At 56.5% G+C, this 23061-nt stretch carries 19 protein-coding genes; 13 read left to right on the top strand and 6 right to left on the bottom strand.

Translation table 11 applies throughout. The features are described from left to right. Positions 1-221: 221 nt before the first annotated feature. Both AC2FNR_RS06010 and AC2FNR_RS06015 read left to right on the top strand, forming a co-directional pair. Positions 222-1400, top strand: coding sequence for an efflux RND transporter periplasmic adaptor subunit (locus AC2FNR_RS06010; RefSeq protein WP_496848404.1), 1179 nt, complete (start codon positions 222-224; stop codon positions 1398-1400). 3 nt (positions 1401-1403) lie between these two features. Beyond that, a complete protein-coding gene (locus tag AC2FNR_RS06015; RefSeq protein ID WP_170352941.1) occupies positions 1404-4541 on the top strand; it encodes an efflux RND transporter permease subunit in 3138 nt (1045 codons plus the stop codon). 36 nt (positions 4542-4577) lie between these two features. Here AC2FNR_RS06015 and glpD read toward each other — a convergent pair whose 3' ends face one another. After that, a complete protein-coding gene (glpD, locus tag AC2FNR_RS06020; protein WP_496848405.1) occupies positions 4578-6146 on the bottom strand; it encodes a glycerol-3-phosphate dehydrogenase in 1569 nt (522 codons plus the stop codon). A gap of 202 nt (positions 6147-6348) precedes the next feature. On the opposite strand from glpD, the gene AC2FNR_RS06025 reads away from it, so the two are divergent. The 6 genes from AC2FNR_RS06025 (at position 6349) to AC2FNR_RS06050 (ending at position 11087) form a co-directional block, all read left to right on the top strand. Continuing rightward, entirely contained in the window at positions 6349-7110 is a 762-nt protein-coding gene (locus tag AC2FNR_RS06025; protein ID WP_496848406.1) for a DeoR/GlpR family DNA-binding transcription regulator, read from the top strand. Between the two features lie 104 nt (positions 7111-7214). After that, positions 7215-7370, top strand: a complete 156-nt coding sequence (locus AC2FNR_RS06030) for a DUF5993 family protein (RefSeq protein ID WP_170352935.1) — start codon at positions 7215-7217, stop codon at positions 7368-7370. A gap of 9 nt (positions 7371-7379) precedes the next feature. Beyond that, positions 7380-7949 carry a disulfide bond formation protein B gene (locus tag AC2FNR_RS06035; protein WP_480867440.1) on the top strand — a complete coding sequence of 190 codons (570 nt, stop codon included), beginning with the start codon at positions 7380-7382 and terminating at the stop codon, positions 7947-7949. 34 nt (positions 7950-7983) lie between these two features. Further along, positions 7984-8346, top strand: coding sequence for a DUF3302 domain-containing protein (locus AC2FNR_RS06040; protein ID WP_496848407.1), 363 nt, complete (start codon positions 7984-7986; stop codon positions 8344-8346). Between the two features lie 21 nt (positions 8347-8367). Further along, entirely contained in the window at positions 8368-9513 is a 1146-nt protein-coding gene (locus tag AC2FNR_RS06045; protein ID WP_496848408.1) for an HlyD family secretion protein, read from the top strand. A gap of 11 nt (positions 9514-9524) precedes the next feature. Next, the gene (locus AC2FNR_RS06050; RefSeq protein ID WP_496848409.1) at positions 9525-11087 is read left to right on the top strand and encodes an efflux transporter outer membrane subunit; all 1563 of its coding nucleotides are present in this window, start codon (positions 9525-9527) and stop codon (positions 11085-11087) included. Positions 11088-11090: 3 nt separating this feature from the next. Here the strand turns inward: AC2FNR_RS06050 and mprF are convergent, their stop codons facing one another. Then, positions 11091-13700 (bottom strand): bifunctional lysylphosphatidylglycerol flippase/synthetase MprF, encoded by a 2610-nt coding sequence (gene mprF, locus AC2FNR_RS06055; protein WP_496848410.1) that lies wholly within the window; start codon positions 13698-13700, stop codon positions 11091-11093. Between the two features lie 86 nt (positions 13701-13786). Beyond that, positions 13787-14215: an Lrp/AsnC family transcriptional regulator gene (locus AC2FNR_RS06060; protein ID WP_170751380.1), complete on the bottom strand. Its 429-nt coding sequence runs from the start codon at positions 14213-14215 to the stop codon at positions 13787-13789. Between the two features lie 86 nt (positions 14216-14301). On the opposite strand from AC2FNR_RS06060, the gene rocF reads away from it, so the two are divergent. Together rocF and ocd are read left to right on the top strand one after the other, a co-directional pair. Then, positions 14302-15222: an arginase gene (rocF, locus tag AC2FNR_RS06065; protein ID WP_480867433.1), complete on the top strand. Its 921-nt coding sequence runs from the start codon at positions 14302-14304 to the stop codon at positions 15220-15222. Beyond that, positions 15222-16265, top strand: a complete 1044-nt coding sequence (gene ocd, locus AC2FNR_RS06070) for an ornithine cyclodeaminase (RefSeq protein WP_496848411.1) — start codon at positions 15222-15224, stop codon at positions 16263-16265. The genes rocF and ocd overlap by 1 nt, the downstream gene beginning before the upstream one ends. A gap of 132 nt (positions 16266-16397) precedes the next feature. On the opposite strand, the gene AC2FNR_RS06075 is transcribed toward ocd, so the two are convergent. The 3 genes from AC2FNR_RS06075 to dctP all read right to left on the bottom strand — a co-directional run bounded on the left by AC2FNR_RS06075 (position 16398) and on the right by dctP (position 19511). Then, positions 16398-17801 carry a TRAP transporter large permease gene (locus AC2FNR_RS06075; protein ID WP_496848412.1) on the bottom strand — a complete coding sequence of 468 codons (1404 nt, stop codon included), beginning with the start codon at positions 17799-17801 and terminating at the stop codon, positions 16398-16400. After that, positions 17802-18431 carry a TRAP transporter small permease gene (locus AC2FNR_RS06080; protein ID WP_496848413.1) on the bottom strand — a complete coding sequence of 210 codons (630 nt, stop codon included), beginning with the start codon at positions 18429-18431 and terminating at the stop codon, positions 17802-17804. A 63-nt stretch (positions 18432-18494) separates the two neighbouring features. Further along, on the bottom strand, positions 18495-19511 hold the full coding sequence (dctP, locus tag AC2FNR_RS06085) for a TRAP transporter substrate-binding protein DctP (RefSeq protein ID WP_170352915.1): 1017 nt from the start codon (positions 19509-19511) through the stop codon (positions 18495-18497). Between the two features lie 428 nt (positions 19512-19939). Here dctP and acs point away from each other — a divergent pair, with 428 nt between their 5' ends. The 3 genes from acs (at position 19940) to AC2FNR_RS06100 (ending at position 23061) form a co-directional block, all read left to right on the top strand. Next, the gene (gene acs / locus AC2FNR_RS06090; RefSeq protein WP_170352913.1) at positions 19940-21904 is read left to right on the top strand and encodes an acetate--CoA ligase; all 1965 of its coding nucleotides are present in this window, start codon (positions 19940-19942) and stop codon (positions 21902-21904) included. Positions 21905-21911: 7 nt separating this feature from the next. Beyond that, positions 21912-22595 (top strand): adenylate kinase, encoded by a 684-nt coding sequence (locus tag AC2FNR_RS06095; protein ID WP_170750782.1) that lies wholly within the window; start codon positions 21912-21914, stop codon positions 22593-22595. A 181-nt stretch (positions 22596-22776) separates the two neighbouring features. Further along, a complete protein-coding gene (locus tag AC2FNR_RS06100) occupies positions 22777-23061 on the top strand; it encodes a DUF4212 domain-containing protein (RefSeq protein ID WP_170352909.1) in 285 nt (94 codons plus the stop codon).

Consider the following 23061-nt stretch of genomic DNA (forward strand, 5'->3'; position numbering starts at 1 on the left):
CCTTGGTGGCCCCTTTTTCGTTTAGGGTCGCCTCAATTCAGCGCATCAGTGAGTAAATATAAGGATCATCAGCATAATTTCCGCAACCAAAAGCCGGGTCGCAGCGTTCAACATGCTTGAGAAATCAACTTAAAACCGCCATCCTCACAGAGAGTTTAGTCGACTCGGCCGCCCTGCAAGTGCCGAGGCGCGTACAGTTTTACTTCAGTGAGGCGATTGCAATGCCCCTTTCACAGACGATTTCCAGACTCTGCCTATCCAGCGTGATGCCGGCTTTCGTGCGGCGCGCGACCGCGGCGGCTTTGATCGGGGTGGCATCAACAGCCACGGCGCAAGACCAAAGCGAAGCCCCGCCGCCCAAGGTTTCTATTGCTGCGGCCTACACTCAGGAGATAACCGAAGAAGCGACGTTTATCGGCCGCGCCGAGGCGCTGGACAAAGCCGATATTGTTGCTCGCGTCGGTGGTTTTCTGGACAGCCAGAACGTCGAAGACGGGGCTTTGGTAAACGAAGGCGATCTGCTGTTCACTATTGAACCCGACCTTTACCAAGCGACATTGGATGCCAGAAATGCCGATCTGGACCGGGCGCAGGCCAATCTGGAACTGGCCAAGGTGGAGCTCGCACGTAAACAGGAATTGTACGAGCGTGACGCGACCCCGGAATCTGAACGCGACATTGCCCGCGCCAACGAACTGGTGGCCGAAGCCGAGGTCAAGTCCGCGCAGGCCGCGATTAAACAAGCCAAACTTGATCTCAGCTATACGGAAATCCACGCTCCCTTTGACGGACGTATCGGTCGCGCTACGACAAGTGTCGGGGATGTTGTTGGGCCGAATAACCCGCCGCTAGTGAATATCGTCAGCGAAGCCCCGATCTATGTGAATTTTTCGCTGAACGAAAAGGAATTCACGTCGGTTCTGCAAGCGGTGGGTGAAAACGCCGCCTCGCTTGCGGAAAGCAATAAAAGCCCAGTGGTGAAAGTTGTCCTGCCCAACGGGACCGAACTGGATGAGGAAGGTACAATCGTCTTTGTCGACAACCGAATAGACCCGCTGACCGGGGCGATCAGGGTGCGCGCTCAATTCGACAACGCCAAGCGTCTGATCGTCGATGGTGCATTCTTAAGCGTACAGATCGAGGCATTGAAACCAACGACTGAGGTGTTGATCCCGCAAGCCGCTTTGCAGCGCGATCAGCGTGGTGACTTTGTTCTGGTGGTGAATGACCAGCAGATGGTTGAACAGCGCTACATCACCACAGGCACGACCGTAGAGACAGCGATCATTGTAAAGGATGGTCTGCGTGAAGGCGAAAGCGTGATCGTTGAGGGCCTCCAGCGGGTGCGTCCCGGCGTGGCTGTAGATGCTGTAGTCGCCTCTCAGCAGCCGGGAGAATAAAGAATGTTCTCTGCCCTGTTCATTAGCCGGCCCAAGCTGGCACTTGTTATTTCGTTGGTGCTGACCATCATGGGCGGTATCGGCTATCTGGTTCTGCCGGTTGCGCAATTTCCTGACATCACACCGCCCGTCGTCAGCGTTTCGACCACGTACACCGGCGCCAATGCCGAAACCGTAGAAAACACCGTCGCCGCGCCGATCGAGGCTCAGGTCAATGGTGTGGACGACATGATCTATATGACGTCGACTTCATCGGATAACGGCTCCTACTCGTTGAATGTCACGTTCGAGGTCGGCACCGACCCCGATATCGCATCTGTCAACGTGCAGAACCGCGTGGCGCAAGCGATGTCGTCGTTGCCGACGGAAGTGACCGCGTCCGGTGTGGTGACCCAAAAAGCATCCACCAATATGCTGCTGTTGGTGACGCTAACGTCGCCAAACGGGACATATGACAGTGTTTTCCTCTCCAACTATGCCTCAATCAATCTCAAAGACGCGCTGGCGCGGGTTCAGGGGGTCGGTAAGGCGGATGTTCTGACCAATCTGGAATACGCGATGCGGATCTGGATGGACCCTGACAAAATGGCCGGCCTGTCCATCACACCCGGCGATGTGATCAGCGCCATTCGTGAACAAAACGTCGAGGTTTCGGCAGGCTCAATCGGCGCACCTCCGGTGCCTGAAGGGCAAACGTTTCAATATACCATCAAAACCAAGGGACGCCTGACATCCGCCAACGAATTCGGTGAGATTGTCATTCGCACCGGAGATGCAGGCGCCATCGTGCGTGTCAAAGACATCGCCCGGGTCGAGCTTGGGGCACAGTACTACGCCGCTTCGGGCTATTTCCAAAGCGTACCTGCGACGGTCATCGGCATATATCAGGCGCCGGGCGCAAATGCGCTGGCTGTTTCGGAACGGGTGCAGGCTGAACTTGACCGGCTGTCTCGGTCATTCCCGACAGATGTAGAATATGCTGTGCCGTTCAATACCACCGACTTTGTTGAACAATCGCTGAACGATGTGGTTTCCACCCTGATCCTGACATTCATTTTGGTGATCTCGGTGGTGTTTGTCTTTCTTGGCAGTTGGCGAGCAACCATCATTCCAGCGGTCGCAATCCCCGTGTCTTTGATCGGGACCTTTGCCTTCTTACTCCTATTTGGAATGTCCCTGAACACGATTTCGCTGTTCGCCTTGGTTTTGGCCATCGGGATCGTGGTCGATGACGCCATTGTGGTGGTCGAAAACGTCGAGCGTATCATCGCAGAAGAAGGCCTGCCTCCGGCCGAGGCGACCCGCAAGGCGATGGGCCAGATCACCGGTCCCGTCATCGCGACAACGCTGGTTCTTTTGGCGGTTTTCGTCCCCGTGACCTTCATGCCCGGCATCTCGGGGCGGCTCTACTCGCAGTTCGCCGTGACGATCTCGACCGCGGTTGTGATCTCATCGATCAACGCATTGACGCTGTCGCCCGCGCTTTGTGGTCTTGTGCTGCGCGCACGATCTGGTCCACCGACAGGGTTGCTGGCTGTGTTCGAGCGGTTCATCGGTTCAGTGCGTTCAGGCTATGTCGCCATCGTGCGCCGGTTACTGATCCTGCCGATTGTTGCGCTGGGGATCATCGTAGCTTTGGCGATGGGGACCGGGACAATCATGTCCAAAACCTCCAGCGGGTTCCTGCCGCTTGAAGATAACGGCTACTTGTTCGTCGATGTGCAATTGCCCGATGCGGCAACTCTGGAACGTACCGAAGTTGTCACCAAGCGCGTGGATGACCAAATCCGGGAAATTCCGGGTGTGGCCAACACGGTTCTGATTAACGGCTTCTCTATCCTGAATGGGACGTCGACCAACGGTGCCGCGATCTTTGTGAACCTCGACAACTGGGACGAGCGTCAGGAAGACGACCTGAGCGCAAATGCCATTCTGGAAAAGGTTTTGGCCATTGCATATGGCGAGACCGCTGCATCCATAGTGGCCTTTAACCCGCCCCCCATTCAGGGCCTTGGCAACTCGGCCGGGGTCGAGATGGAAGTCCAGCAAACCGGTGGGGGTACCCCACAGGACTTGGCCTCGGCCGTTGGATCGTTTGTCTATGCCGCGAACCAGCGCCCCGAGATTGGGCAAGCCTACACGACCTTCCGGGCGAACGTGCCGCAGCTGTTCGTCGATCTGGACCGTGAAAAGGCTAAGACACTGCAAGTGTCAGTCGCCGAAGTGTTCCAGACCATGCAAGCACAATTGGGATCCTACTACGTCAATGACTTCAACCTGTTCGGACGGGTGTATCGTGTGATGATCCAAGCCGATGGGACGTATCGGGACAATGTCGACGATATCTCGAACCTGTATGTGCGGTCGCAAAAAGGCGAAATGGTTCCTCTGGGCACTCTGATCGACGTTGAAAACGTACTGGGCCCGGTTTTGCTGAAACGTCACAACTTGTTCCGTTCGGCCACGGTCACGGCTGTCCCGGCCGAGGGGCTATCGACCGGCGACGCCATCTCTGTCATGACCGAAGAATCTGCGAGCGCCCTGCCCCCCGGATACGCGTTTGAATGGACCGGTACGGCCCAGCAGCAGCTGGCCTCGGGCGGTCTGGTGATCGTGATCCTTGGACTGGCGATCTTGTTCGGATACCTGTTCCTTGTCGGACAATACGAAAGCTGGTCGCTTCCAGTTTCCATTCTGCTGTCTGTGATTGTCGCGCTTTTCGGAGCGGTTGCTGCCGTGGCTATCGTTGGCAGCGACATCAACCTATATACGCAGATCGGGATGATCATGCTTGTGGGGCTGGCGTCTAAGAACGGCATCCTCATCGTGGAATTCGCGATGGAACAGCGCGCCAAAGGACTATCAGTCAAAGAAGCCGCCGCTGAAGCTGCGCATCAGCGTTTCCGCGCGGTGATGATGACAGCGCTGTCTTTCCTTTTGGGGGTCGTTCCACTCTTGGCCGCTAACGGAGCAGGTGCAGCCAGCCAGAAAGCGATTGGTGTGGCTGTGTTCGGCGGAATGCTGGCCGCTACCCTGATCGGCGTGATCCTCGTTCCAGTTCTCTACGCCCTGCTGCAAGGCTTGCGAGAATGGTTAAAGGGCACCAAGGATGATCCTGGCCCCGCTGAGGAAACCGCCTGAACCCAAAAGCCCCGCCATTTGAGCGGGGCTTTTTTTCTAGCGGTTTTCGATCCAGTCTTGGATATGGGCGATCTGATCCTGCGTCAGTCTTAGGCCCAGTTTATTGCGCCGCCAAACGATGTCTTCGGCGCTGCGCGCGTATTCCTTCTCGACCAGCCACTCCAGCTCTTTCGAGGTCAGATTCGCGCCGAAATCTTCTCCCAAATCCTCGGCGATTTGCGCGTCACCCAGAATTGTACGAGCCTCAGTGCCATACGCGCGAACCAAGCGTTCTGCCCATGCCCTGTCTAGAAAGGCATAATCAGCTTCCAAACCTGCTATCACATCCTGCACACCATTAACGGGAAAGTCACCTCCTGGCAGGGACACACCAGCCGTCCATGGCCCCGGCAGATCAGAGAAATGCTCTGCCACCTTCTCCATCGCGCTTTCAGCCAGCCGTCGATAGGTGGTGATTTTTCCCCCGAACACGTTCAAAACCGGGGCACCACCTGTCGCATCGACCTTAAGCGTATAATCACGGGTCGCAGCAGTGGCGCTGCTGGCCCCATCGTCATACAATGGCCGCACGCCGGAATAGGTCCAGACGATGTCGTCACGCGTGATCGGCTGCTCGAAATACTTCGTCGCGAAGGTGCAGAGGTATTCTTGCTCGACCTCGGTGCAGACTGGCGGCTCTGATGGATTGGGGTGGTCCTGATCAGTGGTTCCAATCAGGGTAAAATCCCTCTCATACGGTATGGCAAAGATGATGCGGCCATCTTCGCCCTGAAAGAAGTAACATTTATCGTGGTCAAACAGCCTGCGCGTTACAATATGACTACCTCGGACCAGACGAACCCCCTCGCGAGAGTTCACACGTATCTTGGTCTGTATGATATCCCCGACCCACGGCCCACCCGCATTGATCAACATCTTCGCGCGGACGACGCGGGTTTCATCGGTCCCTGTTTCGCGGATCGTGACGTGCCAAAGGTCCGCAACACGTTCGGCCGAAAGAACCTCGGTCCGCACCATGATATTTGCACCTCGGGCTTCGGCGTCGCGGGCGTTCAATACAACCAGCCGGGAATCTTCGATCCAGCAGTCCGAGTATTCATAGGCCGTTTCAAACTTGTTTTTCAGCGGGGCACCTTCAGGCGCAGATCGCAGATCCAATGAGGAGGTACCGGGCAATATCTTGCGCCCTCCAAGGTGATCATACATGAACAAGCCTAGCCGGATCAGCCAGGCCGGACGACGCCCCCGCATCCATGGCATTACGGTGCTTAACAGCCTCGAAGTCGGCGTATCCGAATCGAACCGCATGTCCTCGTGATACGGCAGGACGAAGCGCATCGGCCAACTGATATGCGGCATCGCGCGCAGCAGTGTTTCGCGTTCAATCAGTGCCTCGCGTACAAGGCGGAATTCGAAGTACTCCAAATATCGCAAACCACCATGAAACAGCTTGGTCGAGGCCGACGAGGTGGCCGACGCCAGATCGTTCATCTCGGCCAAGGTAACCGACAATCCGCGCCCGGCCGCGTCGCGGGCAATGCCACAACCGTTGATCCCTCCGCCGATAATGAAAAGATCGGCCACATCGTCTGTTTGCACTGTCATACCCGGTGAGTCCCGATGTTGAAAATCTGCCGCCATTAACCCGGTGGGACCTTGGGTCGTCAACGATATTTTTCGTTTATGTTCGTTTTAGCTCGCTCCTATTTGTCGCATTTCTGTACAAATTGTACGTTCACCTGTTTCAAAGGTTGATATTTTTCAAAAAGAGAAGAAAACCGAAAAAGCATTCCAACCGGAGGATCACGTGTCCCTTTCATTTCGACAATCCGATATTCTGGAAATCGCCAAGCAAGATGGCCGTGTCGCGGTTGAAGACCTTGCCGCGCGTTTTGAGGTTACTGTTCAGACCATCCGACGTGACCTGTCCGATCTTGCGGACATGGGAAAACTGGACCGCGTTCACGGTGGTGCCGTGTTACGGTCCGGCGTGTCAAACATCGGCTACGAGGATCGACGCGCCCTAAATGCCGAGATCAAGATCCGGATCGCGCAGGCCTGCGCGCGCGACATTCCAGACGGTGCATCGGTATTCATGAACATCGGAACCTCGACCGAGGCGGTCGCGCGCCAACTTTTGTCTCACAAAGACCTCATGGTGGTGACGAACAACATGAACGTGGCAAACATACTTGTCGAAAACCCGCACTGTCAGATCGTGGTTGCAGGTGGCGTGCTGCGCCGGTCGGACGGAGGGCTGATTGGCAACCTTACGACCTCCACGATCGGGCAATTCAAATTTGACTACGCTGTGATCAGTTGCTCTGCGCTGGACGCCGAGGGCGACTTGCTGGATTTCGACTTTCAAGAGGTCCATGTCAGTCAAACGATCATAGCACAGGCGCGGCATGTCATGCTTGCGGCAGACAGTTCGAAATTCCAGCGCTCAGCACCAGCGCGCATCGCATCCCTGTCTGATGTGGATGTCTTCTATACCGATGCTCAGCTACAACGCAGTTTGGTCCAGAAATGCGCTGACTGGGGCACGCGATTGGAAATCTGCACCTGACCTCCACTTTAGGCGAACTTTGACCGTCAAGTTCTTGCCAGACGCGAGCTAAGCTGACAATATTTAAACATATTGCAATTCTTATGATTAGAGAGGTGCGAGACATGATCGCACTACTATTCGCGCTGCTTACAACAGCTATAGGGCTGATCTACTATCGGATGAAAAAGGCTGCCAACGCGGTTTTTTTCGTAACCCTGGCGCTGAGCGTCTACTGGTTCCGTTATCACGCGACCAGTCAACTGACCATTCAGCTTTAGGAGACGGCAGTGACACCCGAACTGTCTCGCAGCCTAAACGCGATTGGGGCCCTAGCGGTTAGCCTGATACTGTTGCTGGCTTTCGTTTATCAGTTAGCCTTGTACGAACTGCCCTGCCCTTTATGCCTGTTGCAGCGCGTGGGTTTCATGGCGGTCGGGGTCGGATTAGCGCTAAACCTGATACACGGCGCGCAACCGCAACATTATGCGCTAATGCTGATCTCGGCGCTGTTTGGGATCAGTGTTTCGATCCGACAGATCTTTCTGCACATCGTACCGGGAACCGGCCATTACGGGTCGCCGGTTCTCGGCTATCACTACTACACCTGGGCCGCGATCTGCTTTTTCCTGATCCTGCTGGGAACCGCCATTATGCTGTTGTTTTCGCGCCAATACACCGACGTTTCAAATGAGCAACCCCGATTTGGCGGCAATATACTGGCAAAAGTCGCGTTCTTTACCCTATTGGGCCTCGGAGCTCTAAACACAGTGTCGGCCCTGCTGGAATGTGGTCCCGGTATCTGCGCTGACCCTCCGACAAGCTATAAATTGATTGACGAAGTGGATGCTAACAAATGAGGATGGGTCAACCTTCCCATAAGGAGGCACGAGCATGGGATTATTGGGGCAGCCACTAGGCTACTATGACTACCTGACATTTGTCGCGCTCATTTTGCTGCTGGCTGCAGTGATGGCACTGTTTTTGTTCATCATGGGACTGCCAGGGCGCATTGCTATCAAGCGCAACCACCCCCATGCCGAGGCCGTTAAGATCATGGGGTGGATGGGGTTTCTGGCGATCGTGCCTTGGGTTCACGCGTTTATCTGGGCCTTCCACGATGGCACCACTGTCGATATCCGCCGTATGCCCGACGACGAACGCGATGCGGTGCGCAAGGAAATCAAACGGTTAGGCGGAACTCTGACCGAAGAATACCGCGACATGCTGGATCCTGAAGACAGTCAGAAAAGCTAAGGCCAAAGGAACTCTCACACTATGTTTGTCGCCCTGGGCATTACGCTTTTTTACCTCATTTTTGTTTGGCTGATCTTTTTCAAACTGCAATGGCTCAAATTCAATATCGCCTGGGGTATCGTCTCGTTCTGGGTAGGGGCGCATCTGCTGTTGATCTTTCTGGTGGCCCTGCGGTTCTTTCAGCCGTTTTCCATCGACAGCCATGTGATCCGCTCGACCATTCAGATCGTCCCCCGCCTGACGCAACCGACCATCCTGACCGAGGTACTGGTCGAGCCGAATACGCAGGTCAAAAAAGGCGATCCACTCTATCGCTTTGACGATACTGTCTTTTCGCTTGAGGTCGATGAAGCCAAAGCGCAGTTGGTCGCTGCCCAGCAAAACGCGAAAATTTTGGAACAGGACGTGATCGTCGCCGCCGAAAATGTCGAGCGCGCAAACGCGCAGCTGGCTTATGCACTGACGCAGCAGACCCGCTATGAAAACCTGGTGCCCGCAGGTGGCGCACGGCAGGATGAGCTGGACCGCTGGAATGAACAGGTGACCGAGGATCAGGCCCAGATCAAAGAGGCCGAGGCCAATCTGGAAAAAGCCCAACTGGCGCTGGATTCCCAAATTAACGGGGTCAACACAGGCATTCTGCAAGCGCAAGCGCAGCTGGACAAAGCGCAGTATTTCTTGGACAACACGACGATTTACGCCCCTGAAGACGGCATGATCGTCTCGCAGCAGGCACGTCCTGGCATGGTTGTGGGGGAAATCCGGCTGGGCGCTATTGCCAGTTTCGTCACCACGGATAATCCTTATATCTTGGCCACTTACCGCCAACAGAACCTGAAATTCGTTGAACCGGGGCAAGAGGTTGAGGTGGCACTGGACCTTTATCCCGGTGAAGTCCTCACCGGCAAGGTCGAGGCGATCTGGTGGGCCACTCGTCAGGGGCAATACCTACCTTCGGGCCGCCTGCCCGGCTTTGAGCTGCCCAAGCTGCCGGGCCGCATTGCGGTGCAAATCTCGGTCGATATTCCTGATGGTCACACCTTCCCCGCAGGCGGCCACGCGGCGGTCGCGATCTATACCGGTCAGGGCAAAAGCTTTGAGTTCCTGCGACGCATCAACATTCGCCTATACTCATTTGCGAACTTCATTCGCCCGCTGGATATCTGAGGACATAGCGCATGAAACGAACCCGCCTGACCCGCCAGATGATGGGCACCGCGCTATGCGCCGCCCTTTTGGTCGGATGCGCACCGGTGGGGCCGGATTTTGTGCGCCCGAACTCTCCGGTCGTGAAGGAATGGATCGAGGTTAACAGCCCCAGTGTCGGCCCCAGCGGTTTGACCTCGCGCAGCGCGCCCGTGGTCAAATGGTGGGAGACATTCAATGACCCCACTCTCAACAGGTTGATCAACGAGGCCTATGCCCAAAACCTCGACCTGCAGGTTGCCGGGGCTCGCGTGTTGCAAGCCCGAGCGCAGTTGGGCATCGCATTTGGCGAGTTGTACCCGCAATCACAAGCCATCGGCGCCTCGATCGAGCGGCGCCAGGTCAGCGAAAACCTCGGCCCGATTGCCGATATTCGCGAGATCATCCCGCTGGACACCGAATTTTCAACATCGCAAGCCGGGTTTGACGCGCAGTGGGAACTGGACGTCTGGGGCCAGCAACGGCGCGGCGTGCAGGCGGCGCGGTCCAATCTTGCGTTGCAGGTGGCCAATTACGATGATGCGCTGGTGACGCTGACGGGCGATGTGGCCGCGCTCTATGTCAATATTCGCGCCCTGCAGGAGTCGTTGGCGGTCGCACGGGACAATATCCAGCTTCAACAGGAATCGGCCGACCTGACCCAGTTGCGCTTCAACAATGGCGTCACGACCGAATTGGACGTCCAGGAATCCACGGCCCTTTTGAACAACACCAAGGCGCTGGTGCCCGCGCTGGAAAGCGATCTGCAACAGACCAAGAATGCGCTGGCGGTTCTGCTGGGCACGACACCGTCGCGTATGACCAGTCTGTTGGGCAATTCCGGGCGTATACCCTCGGCCCGGTCAAACGTCGCCGTAGGTGTTCCGGCCGAACTGCTACGCCGCCGTCCCGATGTGCGCGCAGCGGAACTGGCCGCAGCCACACAATCGGCGCAGGTTGGGATCGCGATCGCAGACCTGTATCCGCAATTTATCCTGTCAGGCTCGATCGGCGTGCAGGCGTCCGGTGGGCGTGACCTGTTCACCTCGGCCAGCTCCACAGGACTGGCCAATGCGGGCGTGGTCTGGAACGTGCTGAACTATGGGCGGATCAAGAACAATGTCCGCGCGCAGGACGCCGCCTATCAAGCGTTGATCGCGAATTATCAGAACACCGTACTGACCGCCTATTCCGAGGTTGAAAGCGCCATGGTCGCTTATACCCAATCGCGCAAGCAGGTAGAGTTTTATGAAAACAGCGTCGCCGCCTCGCGCCGCGCGGCCGAGATTGCGGTCGACCAATACCGGGACGGCATCGTGGATTATTCCCGCATCCTGAACACGCAGACGGCATTGCTGAATTCGCAAGCCAATCTGATCGAGGCGCGCCAGCAGGTGTCCAGCAATCTGGTCGCCGTTTACAAAGGTCTGGGCGGCGGCTGGCAGATCCGGCAAACTCAGGAATTCCTGCCTGAAACGGTACTAGCTGAAATGGCCTATCGCACCGATTGGGGCGACCTGCTGGAACAAGACCCGACGCGCGCCAGCCTGAACTAAGGGCTATTTCGTCAGCCCTCGCAACCCGCCCGAGATCAGGATGTTCACTTCGTACAAGATGCGCGGAGCCGCCAGCCCACCGGGGCTGGCCAGATAATTCGGGCTCCATTCCGGGTCAAATTTCTGTTTGAAACTGCGCAACCCTTCGAAGTGATAGAATTGCTCACCATGTTCATAGACAAACCCACCGACGCGATTCCAGAATGCCGCCAGTTGCCGGTTCTCGATCCCTGAAAACGGTGCAGCGCCCAATGAGAACCACTGGAACCCCTGCTCGGCACCCCATGCCATCATCTCGGCAAATAGCGCGTCCATGACGAAGCTGGCGCTGTCAGGTTCATATCGCATCAGGTCCAGCGACAGCTCCGATTTATGGCCGCCCTGAAACAGGTTGGCGAAGGCCACGATCGGCCCGCCTTCGCTTTCACGCAGCACGGCGTGGTCAAAATAGGACAGATAGTCGTCATCGAACCCGCCAAGCGCGAACCCCTTCTCCTCTCCGGCCTTCTGGGCCAGCCAGTCATCCGAGATTTTCCGCAGCTCTGGCAGAATCGGCGCAAGGTCTTCCCTGCGAATGATCTCAAAGACATAGCCCTCACGCTCAGCTCGGTTTTTCGCCTGCCGGAACCGTTTGCGCGATTTACCATCCAGCGAGAAATCCTTGAGCGAGACGCGCGCGACCTCACCTATTTTCAGGATCGACAGGCCAAGGTCCAGAAAGGTCGGCAGGTATTTCGTGGACACACTGTAAAATGCGCACAGCTTGCCCTCGCGGTCGGCCATTTCGCGCAACTGCCAGATCAGTTGCTGTCCGGCTTTTTCATCGCCCACCGGCTCGCCCTTGGTTATCAGTGCGTTGCCGGTATCGGCATAGGCCAGAAACGCGCTGTCATCGGGGGCGATCAGGAACTGCTTGTCCCCGGTCAGGGAAATCTGCGCCTCGGTATCCTCGCTCTCCATCACCAACCGTTCAACAACTGCGGGGATCTCGGTGCGTTCCGGCACAGGAATTTCGCGTCCGAACAGAGAGGTCACGGCCACGACCCCAAGGATTAATGCCACCACAAGACTAGAGCGCAAAAACCGCGAGGCGTCGCCGTTCCACGCGAATTCCCACCATAGGGCATTCTGATATTCGACATGGGAATAGGCAAACAGACCGATCCAGAAAATCACGGCCAACAGGGCCATGACGCTGACCAGCCACGGAATATTCAAACGAAAAATCGACGCGCCGCTTACCCGATAAAAGGCATCGCGGAACATGGCCAGCACCCCAATCGTGGCCAACATGCTGATCGCTTCATGCGTATCCAACCCTTTCGCAATCGAGGCCCCAAAGCCGGCCACCATAAGCAACATCGCAACCACCCACGCGCGGTACAGCTTGCGGAACAGGCCGCGCGACACCAGCAAAAGCAATACGCCCACCGCGCTACCGACCAGATGCGATGCCTCAACAAATGACAGCGGCAGGACATCCCGCAAAACCCCAAGGTTCTCACTGCTGGCTGGCAGAGCACCAGACACCAGCAAAATGACACCTGCAACCGCAGCAACGCCGGCTGCGACCATTGGAACGATGGGTCGGATAACGCGATACACCCACGTGGCGGCACCTGTGATGTGGTGCCGGTAGCTCAGAGCCGAGGCGACCGCAATCGAGAGGCTGGCGATCACGAAGGGCAGAAACGTGTAAACCAGACGGTACAGCAGCAATGCGGCGATCACATCCGAACGACCCGAGGCCCCCAAACCCGCGATCATGGTGGCCTCAAACGCGCCGATACCGCCGGGAGCGTGGCTGACAATCCCGACTGCGATTGCCGCAATGAATATGGTGAAAAAATACGGAAAACCGACGCCCAGATCACTGGGCATCAACGTATAAAGCACCATCGACGCACCAAACAAATCCCCCAGCGCAGCAAGCGTCAGAAGACTGGCCAATTTGCCGTTGGGCAGGTTGAAGCCTACGCCCCCATAGGCCAGACGTCGCCCACCATTGGCAAGCCACAGGAACAGACCCAGCAATGCGGCAAGCATACACAGGCCGATCACCGTTTCGGTTGTGTCACTTATCGGAATAACCTTGGATATCCCATCAGGATGCAGTGTCAAAAGGATGCCCAGAAGAAGCACCATGCCTGACCAGAAGGCGATCCACGAGGTCGCGATGACCCCCGCAACCCTGCTCAGATCCAGACCCAAAGATGCATAAATCCGATACCGGATCGCGGTCCCTGTAATATAAGAGAACCCTAGGCAGTTCGACACTGCGTATCCGCAAGCCCCGGCCATTCCCGCCACTGGCAACGGCACTTCGCCATCCGCTACGCTTTGCACAGCAAACACGTCATAGAGCGACAGCGACAGGAAGCTGACCATCGTCCAGCACAGCGCAAAAAACATCAATTTCCAAGAAGTGTTAGCTACGTCCGACTGCACATCGGACCATTTTACGTGCGAAGACAACTCGTGCAGGACAGTCAAAGCCACCAGCATAACCAGAACGGGGACCAGGATTTTAATCCAGGGACGTTCCAGAAACCCGGCCACACGTTCAGCCAAACGAACAGCCCAGAGGTCGTGGCCGGTATCCTGATCGGTCATATCTGTTCTCTGCTCTTGAGGTTTTGGTTGCTTGCGTGCTGTAGCAGTTTTACACAAATTCGTTGAACCTCAAAGCACTACGGCTCTTACATCCGGCCCTTACGTGTGGACAAAAGCAGATTGGTTTCCGATCGGGTGATCCCCTCCATCCGGCGGATTTGAAACAGGACTTCGTCCAACTCGGCCAACGTATCTGTGCTGATCTCAGCTATGAGGTCCCAGCTACCGTTGGTTGAATGAACGGCGCGCACTTCGGGCATGGCTGAAATACGGGCCATCGTACGCTCGGTGCCGCGGCCCTCGATCTCAAGCATCATTAACCCGCGAACCGGACTTTGGGCCACATCCTGTCGGGTCAGGACTGTGAAACCCACGATCTCGCCCGATTGCTTGAGCCGCTGCAATCGACTGCGAACAGTCGTGCGTGTTACCCCAAGCGTTTCAGCAAGTTCAGACAAGGATGCGCGCGCATCGCGATGCAGTGCACTTAACAACCGATTGTCCAGTTCGTCCATATCAACTTCCCATTTCGAGATATCAAAGTTCTTTTTGAGCATTTTTATGACTTTTCGCAACCCACTATGACTGCGTAAATAAGCACATGAAAAACACAAATATCATACTGGTTGGCAGCCCCATGGATTCGGGAAAACGCCGGCAGGGCTGTCGGATGGGCCCCGACGCCTATCGGGTCGCAGGGTTGCAGACCGCTCTCAACAGTCTTGGGCATGCTGTACAGGATATTGGCGACGTCGTCCCCGACCAATTGGATGTGGCTGAACACTCGCACCTATTCGCGCTGCCTGAATGTATCGGTTGGACCCGTGCATTGAACCGGGCCGCTCAGGAGGCGGCGCAAAAGGGCATGCCGATATTCATGGGCGGAGATCACGCCCTGTCGATGGGGACCGTTTCTGGTATGGCCGAACACGCACAGAAGCTTGGCCGCCCCCTGTTTGTACTGTGGCTTGACGCACATAGCGATTTTCACACACCGCAGAGTACCGACAGTGGCAACCTGCATGGAACACCTGTTGCCTATTTCACCGGCCAATCGGGTTTTGAGGCTTTCCCACCGATCACTGCGACAGTCCCGACGGACCGAGTTGGCATGATTGGGCTGCGCTCGGTCGACCCTGCCGAACGGGCCCAGTTGGAAAAAGATCACGTCATGTTGGCAGACATGCGCAGCATCGACGAACACGGCATCAAAGCACCACTTATGGCCTTTCTCGAACGCGTTCGCGCAGCAAACGGGATGCTGCACGTGTCACTGGACGTCGACTTTCTGGACCCTTCCATCGCACCAGCTGTTGGAACGACCGTACCCGGTGGAGCGACCGAACGCGAAGCGCATCTGGTCATGGAGCTGCTGCACGAAAGCGGCCTTGTCTGTTCGCTTGATCTGGTCGAGCTCAACCCGTTTCTTGATGAGCGCGGCCGCACTGCAAAATTGATGGTCGATCTGGCCGCGTCCCTTCTGGGGCGGCGCATCTTCGACCGACCGACCCGGAGTTTCTGATGACCCAACCGTCCGATAAAGCCCTCGTTCCATTTGTATCTGTCGACAACATGATGCGACTGGTGCACCACATCGGCGTGAAACACATGATCACTCAGATCGCGGCGCAGATCGAAGCTGATTTCAAAAGGTGGGAAAGCTTCGACAAGACCCCGCGCATTCCCGCCCATTCTCCGCATGGGGTTATTGAGTTGATGCCCACCTCCGACGGCGAGGCTTATGGGTTCAAATACGTCAACGGCCATCCCAAAAACACATCTGAGGGCCTTCAGACCGTCACAGCATTTGGACTGCTGGCAGATGTCTACACCGGGTACCCTACCCTGCTGACGGAAATGACATTGCTGACAGCCTTGCGAACAGCGGCCACGTCGGCCCTTGTGGGTCGCTACCTTGCCCCCAAATCCGCCACAACGATGGCCATGATTGGAAACGGTGCGCAATCCGAGTTCCAATGCCTAGCCTTCAAGGCGATGTGCAACATCAACACCGTTCGCCTGTACGACACTGACGCCAACGCCACCGAAAAATGCGCCGCGAACCTCAAGAATTCAGGACTGACTGTTGTTCTCTGCAAAACGCCCGAGGATGCTATCGAAGGCGCGCAGATTATTACGACCTGCACAGCAGACAAGAAATACGCGACCATACTGACAGATAACATGGTTGGGCCCGGCGTTCACATAAACGCAATCGGAGGAGATTGCCCCGGAAAAACCGAACTCCACCGGGACATCCTTCTCCGCTCCGAGATTTTTGTCGAGTATCCTGAGCAGACAAGGGTTGAAGGCGAAATACAGGCCTTGGCCTCGGATCATCCCGTGACAGAGATGTGGCAGGTCATGACAGGCCAAGCCACAGGCCGTAAAGACGACCGGCAGATTACCCTGTTTGACAGTGTTGGCTTCGCAATCGAGGATTTCTCGGCGCTACGGTTTATCAAAACTGCCATCGAAGGCACGAATTTCTATGAACCGTTGGACATGTTGGCGGACCCGGACGACCCCAGAGATCTGTTCGGCATGTTGATGCGTGCCGGCTAAACCGGGGGCGCTGCCCCCGCTGCCCTGCGGGCGACTCCCCCGAGATATTTTTGGCCAGATGAAGCTAGGGATCCTATTTTCATCTGGCAGCAAATATCCCGAAGCGCGAGGCAGAGCCTCGCAAAGAGCTCTCTATCCCGCCAACGATGGTAAGTAGAGCACGATACCGGGAAACGCGACCAGAAGCGCGATAGTGACTGCGTCCGCGATAAAAAACGGTGTCACGCCCTTGAATACATCCTGAACGCTTAAATCTGGACGTACTCCGGCGACAACAAAACAGTTGAGACCAATGGGCGGCGTGATCAGACAGAACTCTGCCATTTTTACAACCAGTATCCCGAACCAGATCGCGCACATTGGACCAGACATACCAAAAGCGCTGTCAGCCGCGCTGACTGTCTCGCCCCCGTTCAAGGCCATCACCGCAGGGTAAACCACCGGCAAGGTCAACAGAAGCATCCCTATGGCGTCCATGAACATTCCCAAAACCGCATAGGCCAACAGGATGCAGATTAGGATCAGCATGGGCGACATCTCAAGCGATGTGATCCAATGCGAGAATGCGCCGGGCAGATCAGCGAAACCGAGGAACCGCACGTAGATCAAAACCCCCCAGATGATCGAGAAGATCATCGCCGTCAGTTTGGCTGTTTCCAGCAGAGCGGATTTCAGTTCAGTCCAACGCATTCCGTGAAACAGGGCAAAACAGAAGACGATGAAGGCTCCGATAGCGCCGCCTTCGGTGGGGGTGCCCCAAGCCTTATCTCCGAACGGGTTGTAGACGAAGCAGATGATGATGAGGATCACGGCGACGATGGGGAACGCGCCGGGCAAAGCGGCAAAGCGCTGTTTCCAGGTGAACCCGGTTACGGGCGGACCGACAGATTTGAAAACAACCGCGATACCCACAATCAACAGGCCGTATATGACTGCCGAGAATGCGCCCGGAATGAAACCCGCCAACAGCAATTTCCCCACATCCTGTTCGACGATGATCGCGTAGATCACCAGAATCGCAGAGGGCGGGATCAGCGAGGCCAGCGTTCCGCCAGCAGCGACGACGCCTGCCGCGAATTGCTTGTTGTAGCCGACCTTCAGCATCTCGGGGATGGCGATGCGCGCAAACACGGCAGAAGTGGCGACCGAAGCGCCCGACACTGCCGCAAAGCCAGCCGTGGCGAAGACGGTGGACACCGCCAACCCGCCCGGCACCCACGCGACCCAGCGCTTGGCAGCTTCGAACAGCGCGCGGGTCAGGCCTGCGTAATAAGCCAGATATCCGATCAAGATAAAGGTCGGAATCAGGCTGAGCGTATGGGCTGCAACCTTGGAATGCGGCACCTGCCCCGCCGTTTTGACCGCCACGGTCAGTGCTTTGCCAAAGCGGTCGGGGTCATAGCCGAACTTGGCCCAGAAAATCCAAACCAACCCAACCAGACCTGCCAAACCTGCTGCAAAGGCCACGCGCATTCCAGTGACGACCAGAACCAGAAGGCCGCCTGTGACCCACAGGCCGATATCAATCGTGTCCATCTAGTCCTGCCCTTCGAATTGCTCGGCCTCGGCAGCCGCCTGGGCGGCGACATCCTGTATCAGAGGTACAGCTACGGGGTTTTCCAGCCCCAATACAAAAGCGCGACCATAGCCCCAGATTTGTAGGATCAGCCGCAGACACAGGACCGAAAACGCAACCGGAGCCAACAGTTTCGCAGGCCACAGCGGGATACCAATGTCGATTGAGCTGTCGCGGCTCCACAACGGTGCGCCGAAATCGAATGAGCGGTCGAAATGGGACCAGCTGCCCCAAACCAGCGCCAGCATAAGCACAAGGATCAACACGACCGAGATCAGCTCGAACAGCCACAGCGCACGCCCGTGCAGGCGTGAGATGACGATATCCATTCGGATGTGACCTCCATCCCGTTGGACAAAGGAAATGCCAAGGAACGCGATCAGCGGCATGGCTTGTTCGATCCAATCCACATAGCCCGGCAAAGGCGCGTTTAACGCATTGCGCCCACTGACGGATACCACCGCCAGAACCATCAGCCCAAAGACAGCAATCCCGCTGATGAGCGCTAGGAACTTCTCCAATCGCAATAGATGATGATCCAGACGGCTGAGACGGCTGCCGTCTTCAAGCACCGTGGCCTGTCCTGCCATGCCGGTGATCCCCTGTTGTCTTTATAGGTGTCCGGGCGCCGAACAGGCACCCGGACTTAGTGATCAGTTACCGCCGCGCTGTTGCTTCAGCGTTGCCTGAACCAGATCATAGAGGTCTTGCGCAGGCAGACCCTGTGCTGACATATCCGCAATCCACTGCTCGCGGATCGGATCCGCGGCTTTTGTGCGGAACTCCTCGATTACGGCATCGTCGATTTCAACTTTGGCGACGCCTTTCTCGGACAGGACGCTGTCCCATTGCTCCAGTAGGCCGCCATAGTTGGCGAGGTAATGGTCAATCGCCTCATCAATCGAGCTGTTCAGCGCCTCGCGGTGCTCGGCAGGCAGCGCTTCATAAGCGTCGATATTCACCACGACCGGGCAGTTCACCGTGCCGGGATTGAGGTTCGCGGTCCACCAATCCGCCTCGTTGATGGTGCCGAACGACAGATGAGCGTGCTGGGCGAAAGCCACAGTATCCACAACACCCGATTCCATCGCATTGAACGCCTCAGTCGCAGGAACCGAGGTCGGGACACCCCCAACCGCTTCAAACGCCTGCCCCAGACCGCCGGTGGCGCGCACACGCATACCGTCAAAATCGGCCAGCTCGTCGCGCGGGTCACCTGTGCCGACAAGATTATACTGTGGCATGGGTGAGGTCATGATGATACGCGCATTCCACTGTGCCATCTCATCTTTCACCGCCGGGTGATCGTAAACCGCGTGGCTAACGGCAACCTCTTCTTCAAGGTTGCTTACACCCAGAAATGGGAGTTCGAGCACAGTGATGGCGCGGTTTTTGTCCCGGTGATAGCCCGCGCAGAACTGCGCCATCTCGAACGCGCCGATTTCAATGCCGTCCAGATTCTCTCGCGGCTTGGACAAGCCCCCGTAACTTACATTGATGGTGAATTCACCGCCGGTTTTTTCACTGACCAGCTCGGCCAGCTTTTCAACGTGCTCGGTAAAGGCGCGGCGTTTACCCCAGACCGAGGCGCTCCATTCGGTTGCCGCGGCCTCGGATACGAAGGCAACGGTCAGGGCGGCGACAGCGGCACCGCTCAGCATCTTTTTCATTATGATCTCTCCCTTATCTGCGCCCCTTGTCGAAGCGCTTGATGTCAAAGCTAGCGCCAACATCTGAGTGTGCCAACCCCCGGAAGATTTCACGGAACCAAGATCATCAGATCAAGTGACCGCTAACACGCTAAAGATGAATTTCCGATGCAATTTTTGGGCCCAACCAACGCAAACACGAGGATGGAAATCCGTTACAATTATCATTTTGTTATTAATAGATTATTATCAACATGATCCAAAAATGTTTTCATCTCAACGGCATTTAGAGAAATTTTTTTACAAACTAATCCATAGTTTCCGGTAATTTATTCCCTTGTTTTCTGTTCTCCGTATTATTCGGTATGGGGAGGAAGCGGGTCGACATTGTCAGTTTAGCAGGCAAAATTCGGCCCCACGAAATTTAGTCCAGAGGGAGGAGCCTCAGAATGACAACCGCTGCCCAGGCAGATGCCAAAACCTATCCGCCATCAGCAGACACTGTTGCCCGTGCACATGTCGATGCCGACAAATACAACGAGATGTATGCAGCCTCCGTCAACGATCCTGTTGCCTTCTGGGACGAACAGGGCAAGCGTATCGACTGGATCAAACCCTATACCCAAGTCAAGGACGTCAGCTTCGATTTCGGCTCGGTCGGTATTAACTGGTACGCCGACGGTACTCTGAATGTTTCGTCCAACTGTCTGGATCGCCATCTGAAAACCCGTGGAGATCAAACCGCGATCATCTGGGAGCCAGATGATCCAACTGATCCCGCTCAGCACATTACATATGCCGAGCTGCACCGTCGCACCTGCCGAATGGCCAACATCCTGGAATCAATGGGTGTGCGCAAAGGTGATCGAGTTGTCATCTACCTCCCGATGATCCCCGAGGCTGCTTACGCAATGCTGGCCTGTGCCCGTATCGGCGCAATTCATTCGATCGTGTTTGCCGGCTTCTCGCCCGATGCGCTGGCGGCACGGGTCAATGGCTGTGACGCCAAGGTCATCATCACAGCGGACGAAGCCCCGCGTGGCGGCCGCAAGACCCCGCTGAAATCCAACGCAGATGCGGCGCTGCTGCATTGTAAGGACACGGTGAAATGCCTCGTCGTCAAGCGGACTAACGGTCAAACCACATGGATCAACGGTCGCGACTACGACTACAACGAAATGGCGCTGGAGGCCGACGACTATTGCGCCCCCACCGAGATGAATGCCGAAGACCCGCTGTTCATTCTTTACACCTCTGGCTCGACCGGCCAGCCCAAAGGCGTCGTTCACACGACCGGCGGTTATCTGGTCTACGCCGCGCTGACCCATGAGGTAACATTCGACTATCACGAGGGTGATGTTTACTGGTGTACTGCGGACGTCGGCTGGGTCACAGGCCACAGCTACATCGTTTACGGTCCGCTGGCCAATGGCGCTACAACGCTGATGTTTGAAGGCGTCCCAACATACCCCGATGCAGGCCGTTTCTGGGAGGTTTGCGCGAAGCACAAGGTCAACCAATTCTATACAGCCCCCACCGCGATCCGCGCGCTGATGGGTCAGGGCAACGAGTTTGTCGAGAAGCACGACCTGAGCGACCTGCGCCTTCTGGGCACTGTCGGCGAACCGATCAACCCAGAAGCCTGGAACTGGTATAATGAGGTGATCGGCAAGGGCAAATGCCCTATCGTGGACACTTGGTGGCAAACCGAAACCGGCGGTCATCTGATGACCCCCCTGCCCGGTGCGCACGCTATGAAGCCCGGCGCGGCAATGAAGCCGTTCTTTGGCATTCAGCCAGTGGTTCTGGACCCGCAATCGGGTGTGGAAATCAGCGGCAACGGGGTCGAAGGCGTGCTGTGCATCAAGGATAGCTGGCCCGGTCAGATGCGTACCGTTTGGGGTGATCATGAGCGGTTCGAAAAGACCTATTTCTCGGATTACAAAGGCTACTATTTCACAGGTGATGGGTGCCGTCGGGATGAAGATGGCGACTACTGGATTACTGGCCGCGTAGATGATGTGATCAACGTATCCGGGCACCGCATGGGAACCGCCGAGGTCGAAAGCGCGCTTGTCGCCCACGCCGCTGTGGCCGAAGCCGCCGTGGTGGGATATCCGCATGAAATCAAAGGACAAGGCATCTATTGTTATGTCACCTTGATGAATGATCGCACCCCCTCGGATGAGCTGCTGAAAGAACTGCGCACCTGGGTGCGGACCGAGATTGGACCGATTGCCTCGCCGGATGTGATCCAGTGGGCACCGGGCTTGCCGAAAACGCGCTCGGGCAAGATCATGCGCCGCATCCTGCGCAAAATCGCCGAGGATGACTTTGGCGCGCTAGGGGACACTTCGACGCTTGCCGATCCGTCGGTGGTCGAAGACCTGATTGAAAACCGCGCGAACAAGTGAGGATGTGATGGACGCTGCCACGATCACCACACCCGTCGTCCTGATCCTTCTCGGCCCTCCGGGTGCCGGGAAGGGTACACAGGCTCGTATGCTTGAACAGAAGTTCGGGTTGGTTCAACTCAGCACCGGAGACTTGCTGCGTGCCGCCGTCGCGGCCGGGACTGAAGCAGGTTTGGCCGCCAAAGCCGTGATGGAGGCCGGAGATCTGGTCAGCGACGATATTGTCATCGCGATCCTGCGCGATCGACTGGCCGAGCCGGACTGCGCGAAAGGAATCATCCTTGACGGCTTTCCCCGCACCACGGTTCAGGCACAGGCGCTGGACACTTTGTTGGCCGAATCTGGGCAAAAGATCAATTCGGCCATCAGCCTCGAGGTAGAAGACGCTGAAATGGTGATCCGGATTTCGGGTCGCTACACCTGCGGCATGTGCGGTGAAGGCTACCACGACACGTTCAAGCTGCCCGCGGTTGAAGGAAAATGCGACAAATGCGGCAGCTCAGAGTTCAAACGGCGCGCAGATGATAACGCTGAAACTGTTGCGTCCCGGCTGACGGCCTATCACGCGCAGACGGCACCGCTGATTGACTACTATCAGGCCCAGGGAGTGCTGAAGGGTATCGACGCAATGGGCCAGATAGATGACATCTCAATCGACCTGCAAGGGTATGTGCAAGAGGTCATGACTTAAAGGGTGGATCAAAGCGCAGGGCTTTAATCCTAAATCAGAATACTTCGAAGGAACTGCCTTGGCAGAACCGAGAAGTTTTACCTGACGTCACGGGGCGTTGGGCACAATCGCAAAGCGACCTGACGCGCATGAGGAGTTGTGTGCCAGGCCGTACGGCGAAAAAGCGAAGGAGGAACCCGCAATGGCGGATCAATCATCAAACTCCGCGCAGGCTGCCGAGTCCGACAAGGGCTATTGGCAGGCCAACCTGCGCCTAATTTACATCAGCCTTGTGATCTGGGCGCTGGTGTCGTTTGGATTCGGCATTCTGCTGCGTCCGCTGCTGTCGGGTATTTCCGTGGGCGGTACAGATCTGGGCTTTTGGTTCGCACAGCAGGGTTCGATCCTGGTCTTTCTGGTGCTGATCTTCAACTACGCCTGGCGCATGAACAAGCTGGACGCTGAATACGGCGTGGACGAGGAGTAA

The organism is Ruegeria sp. SATB045 (assembly GCF_059613525.1).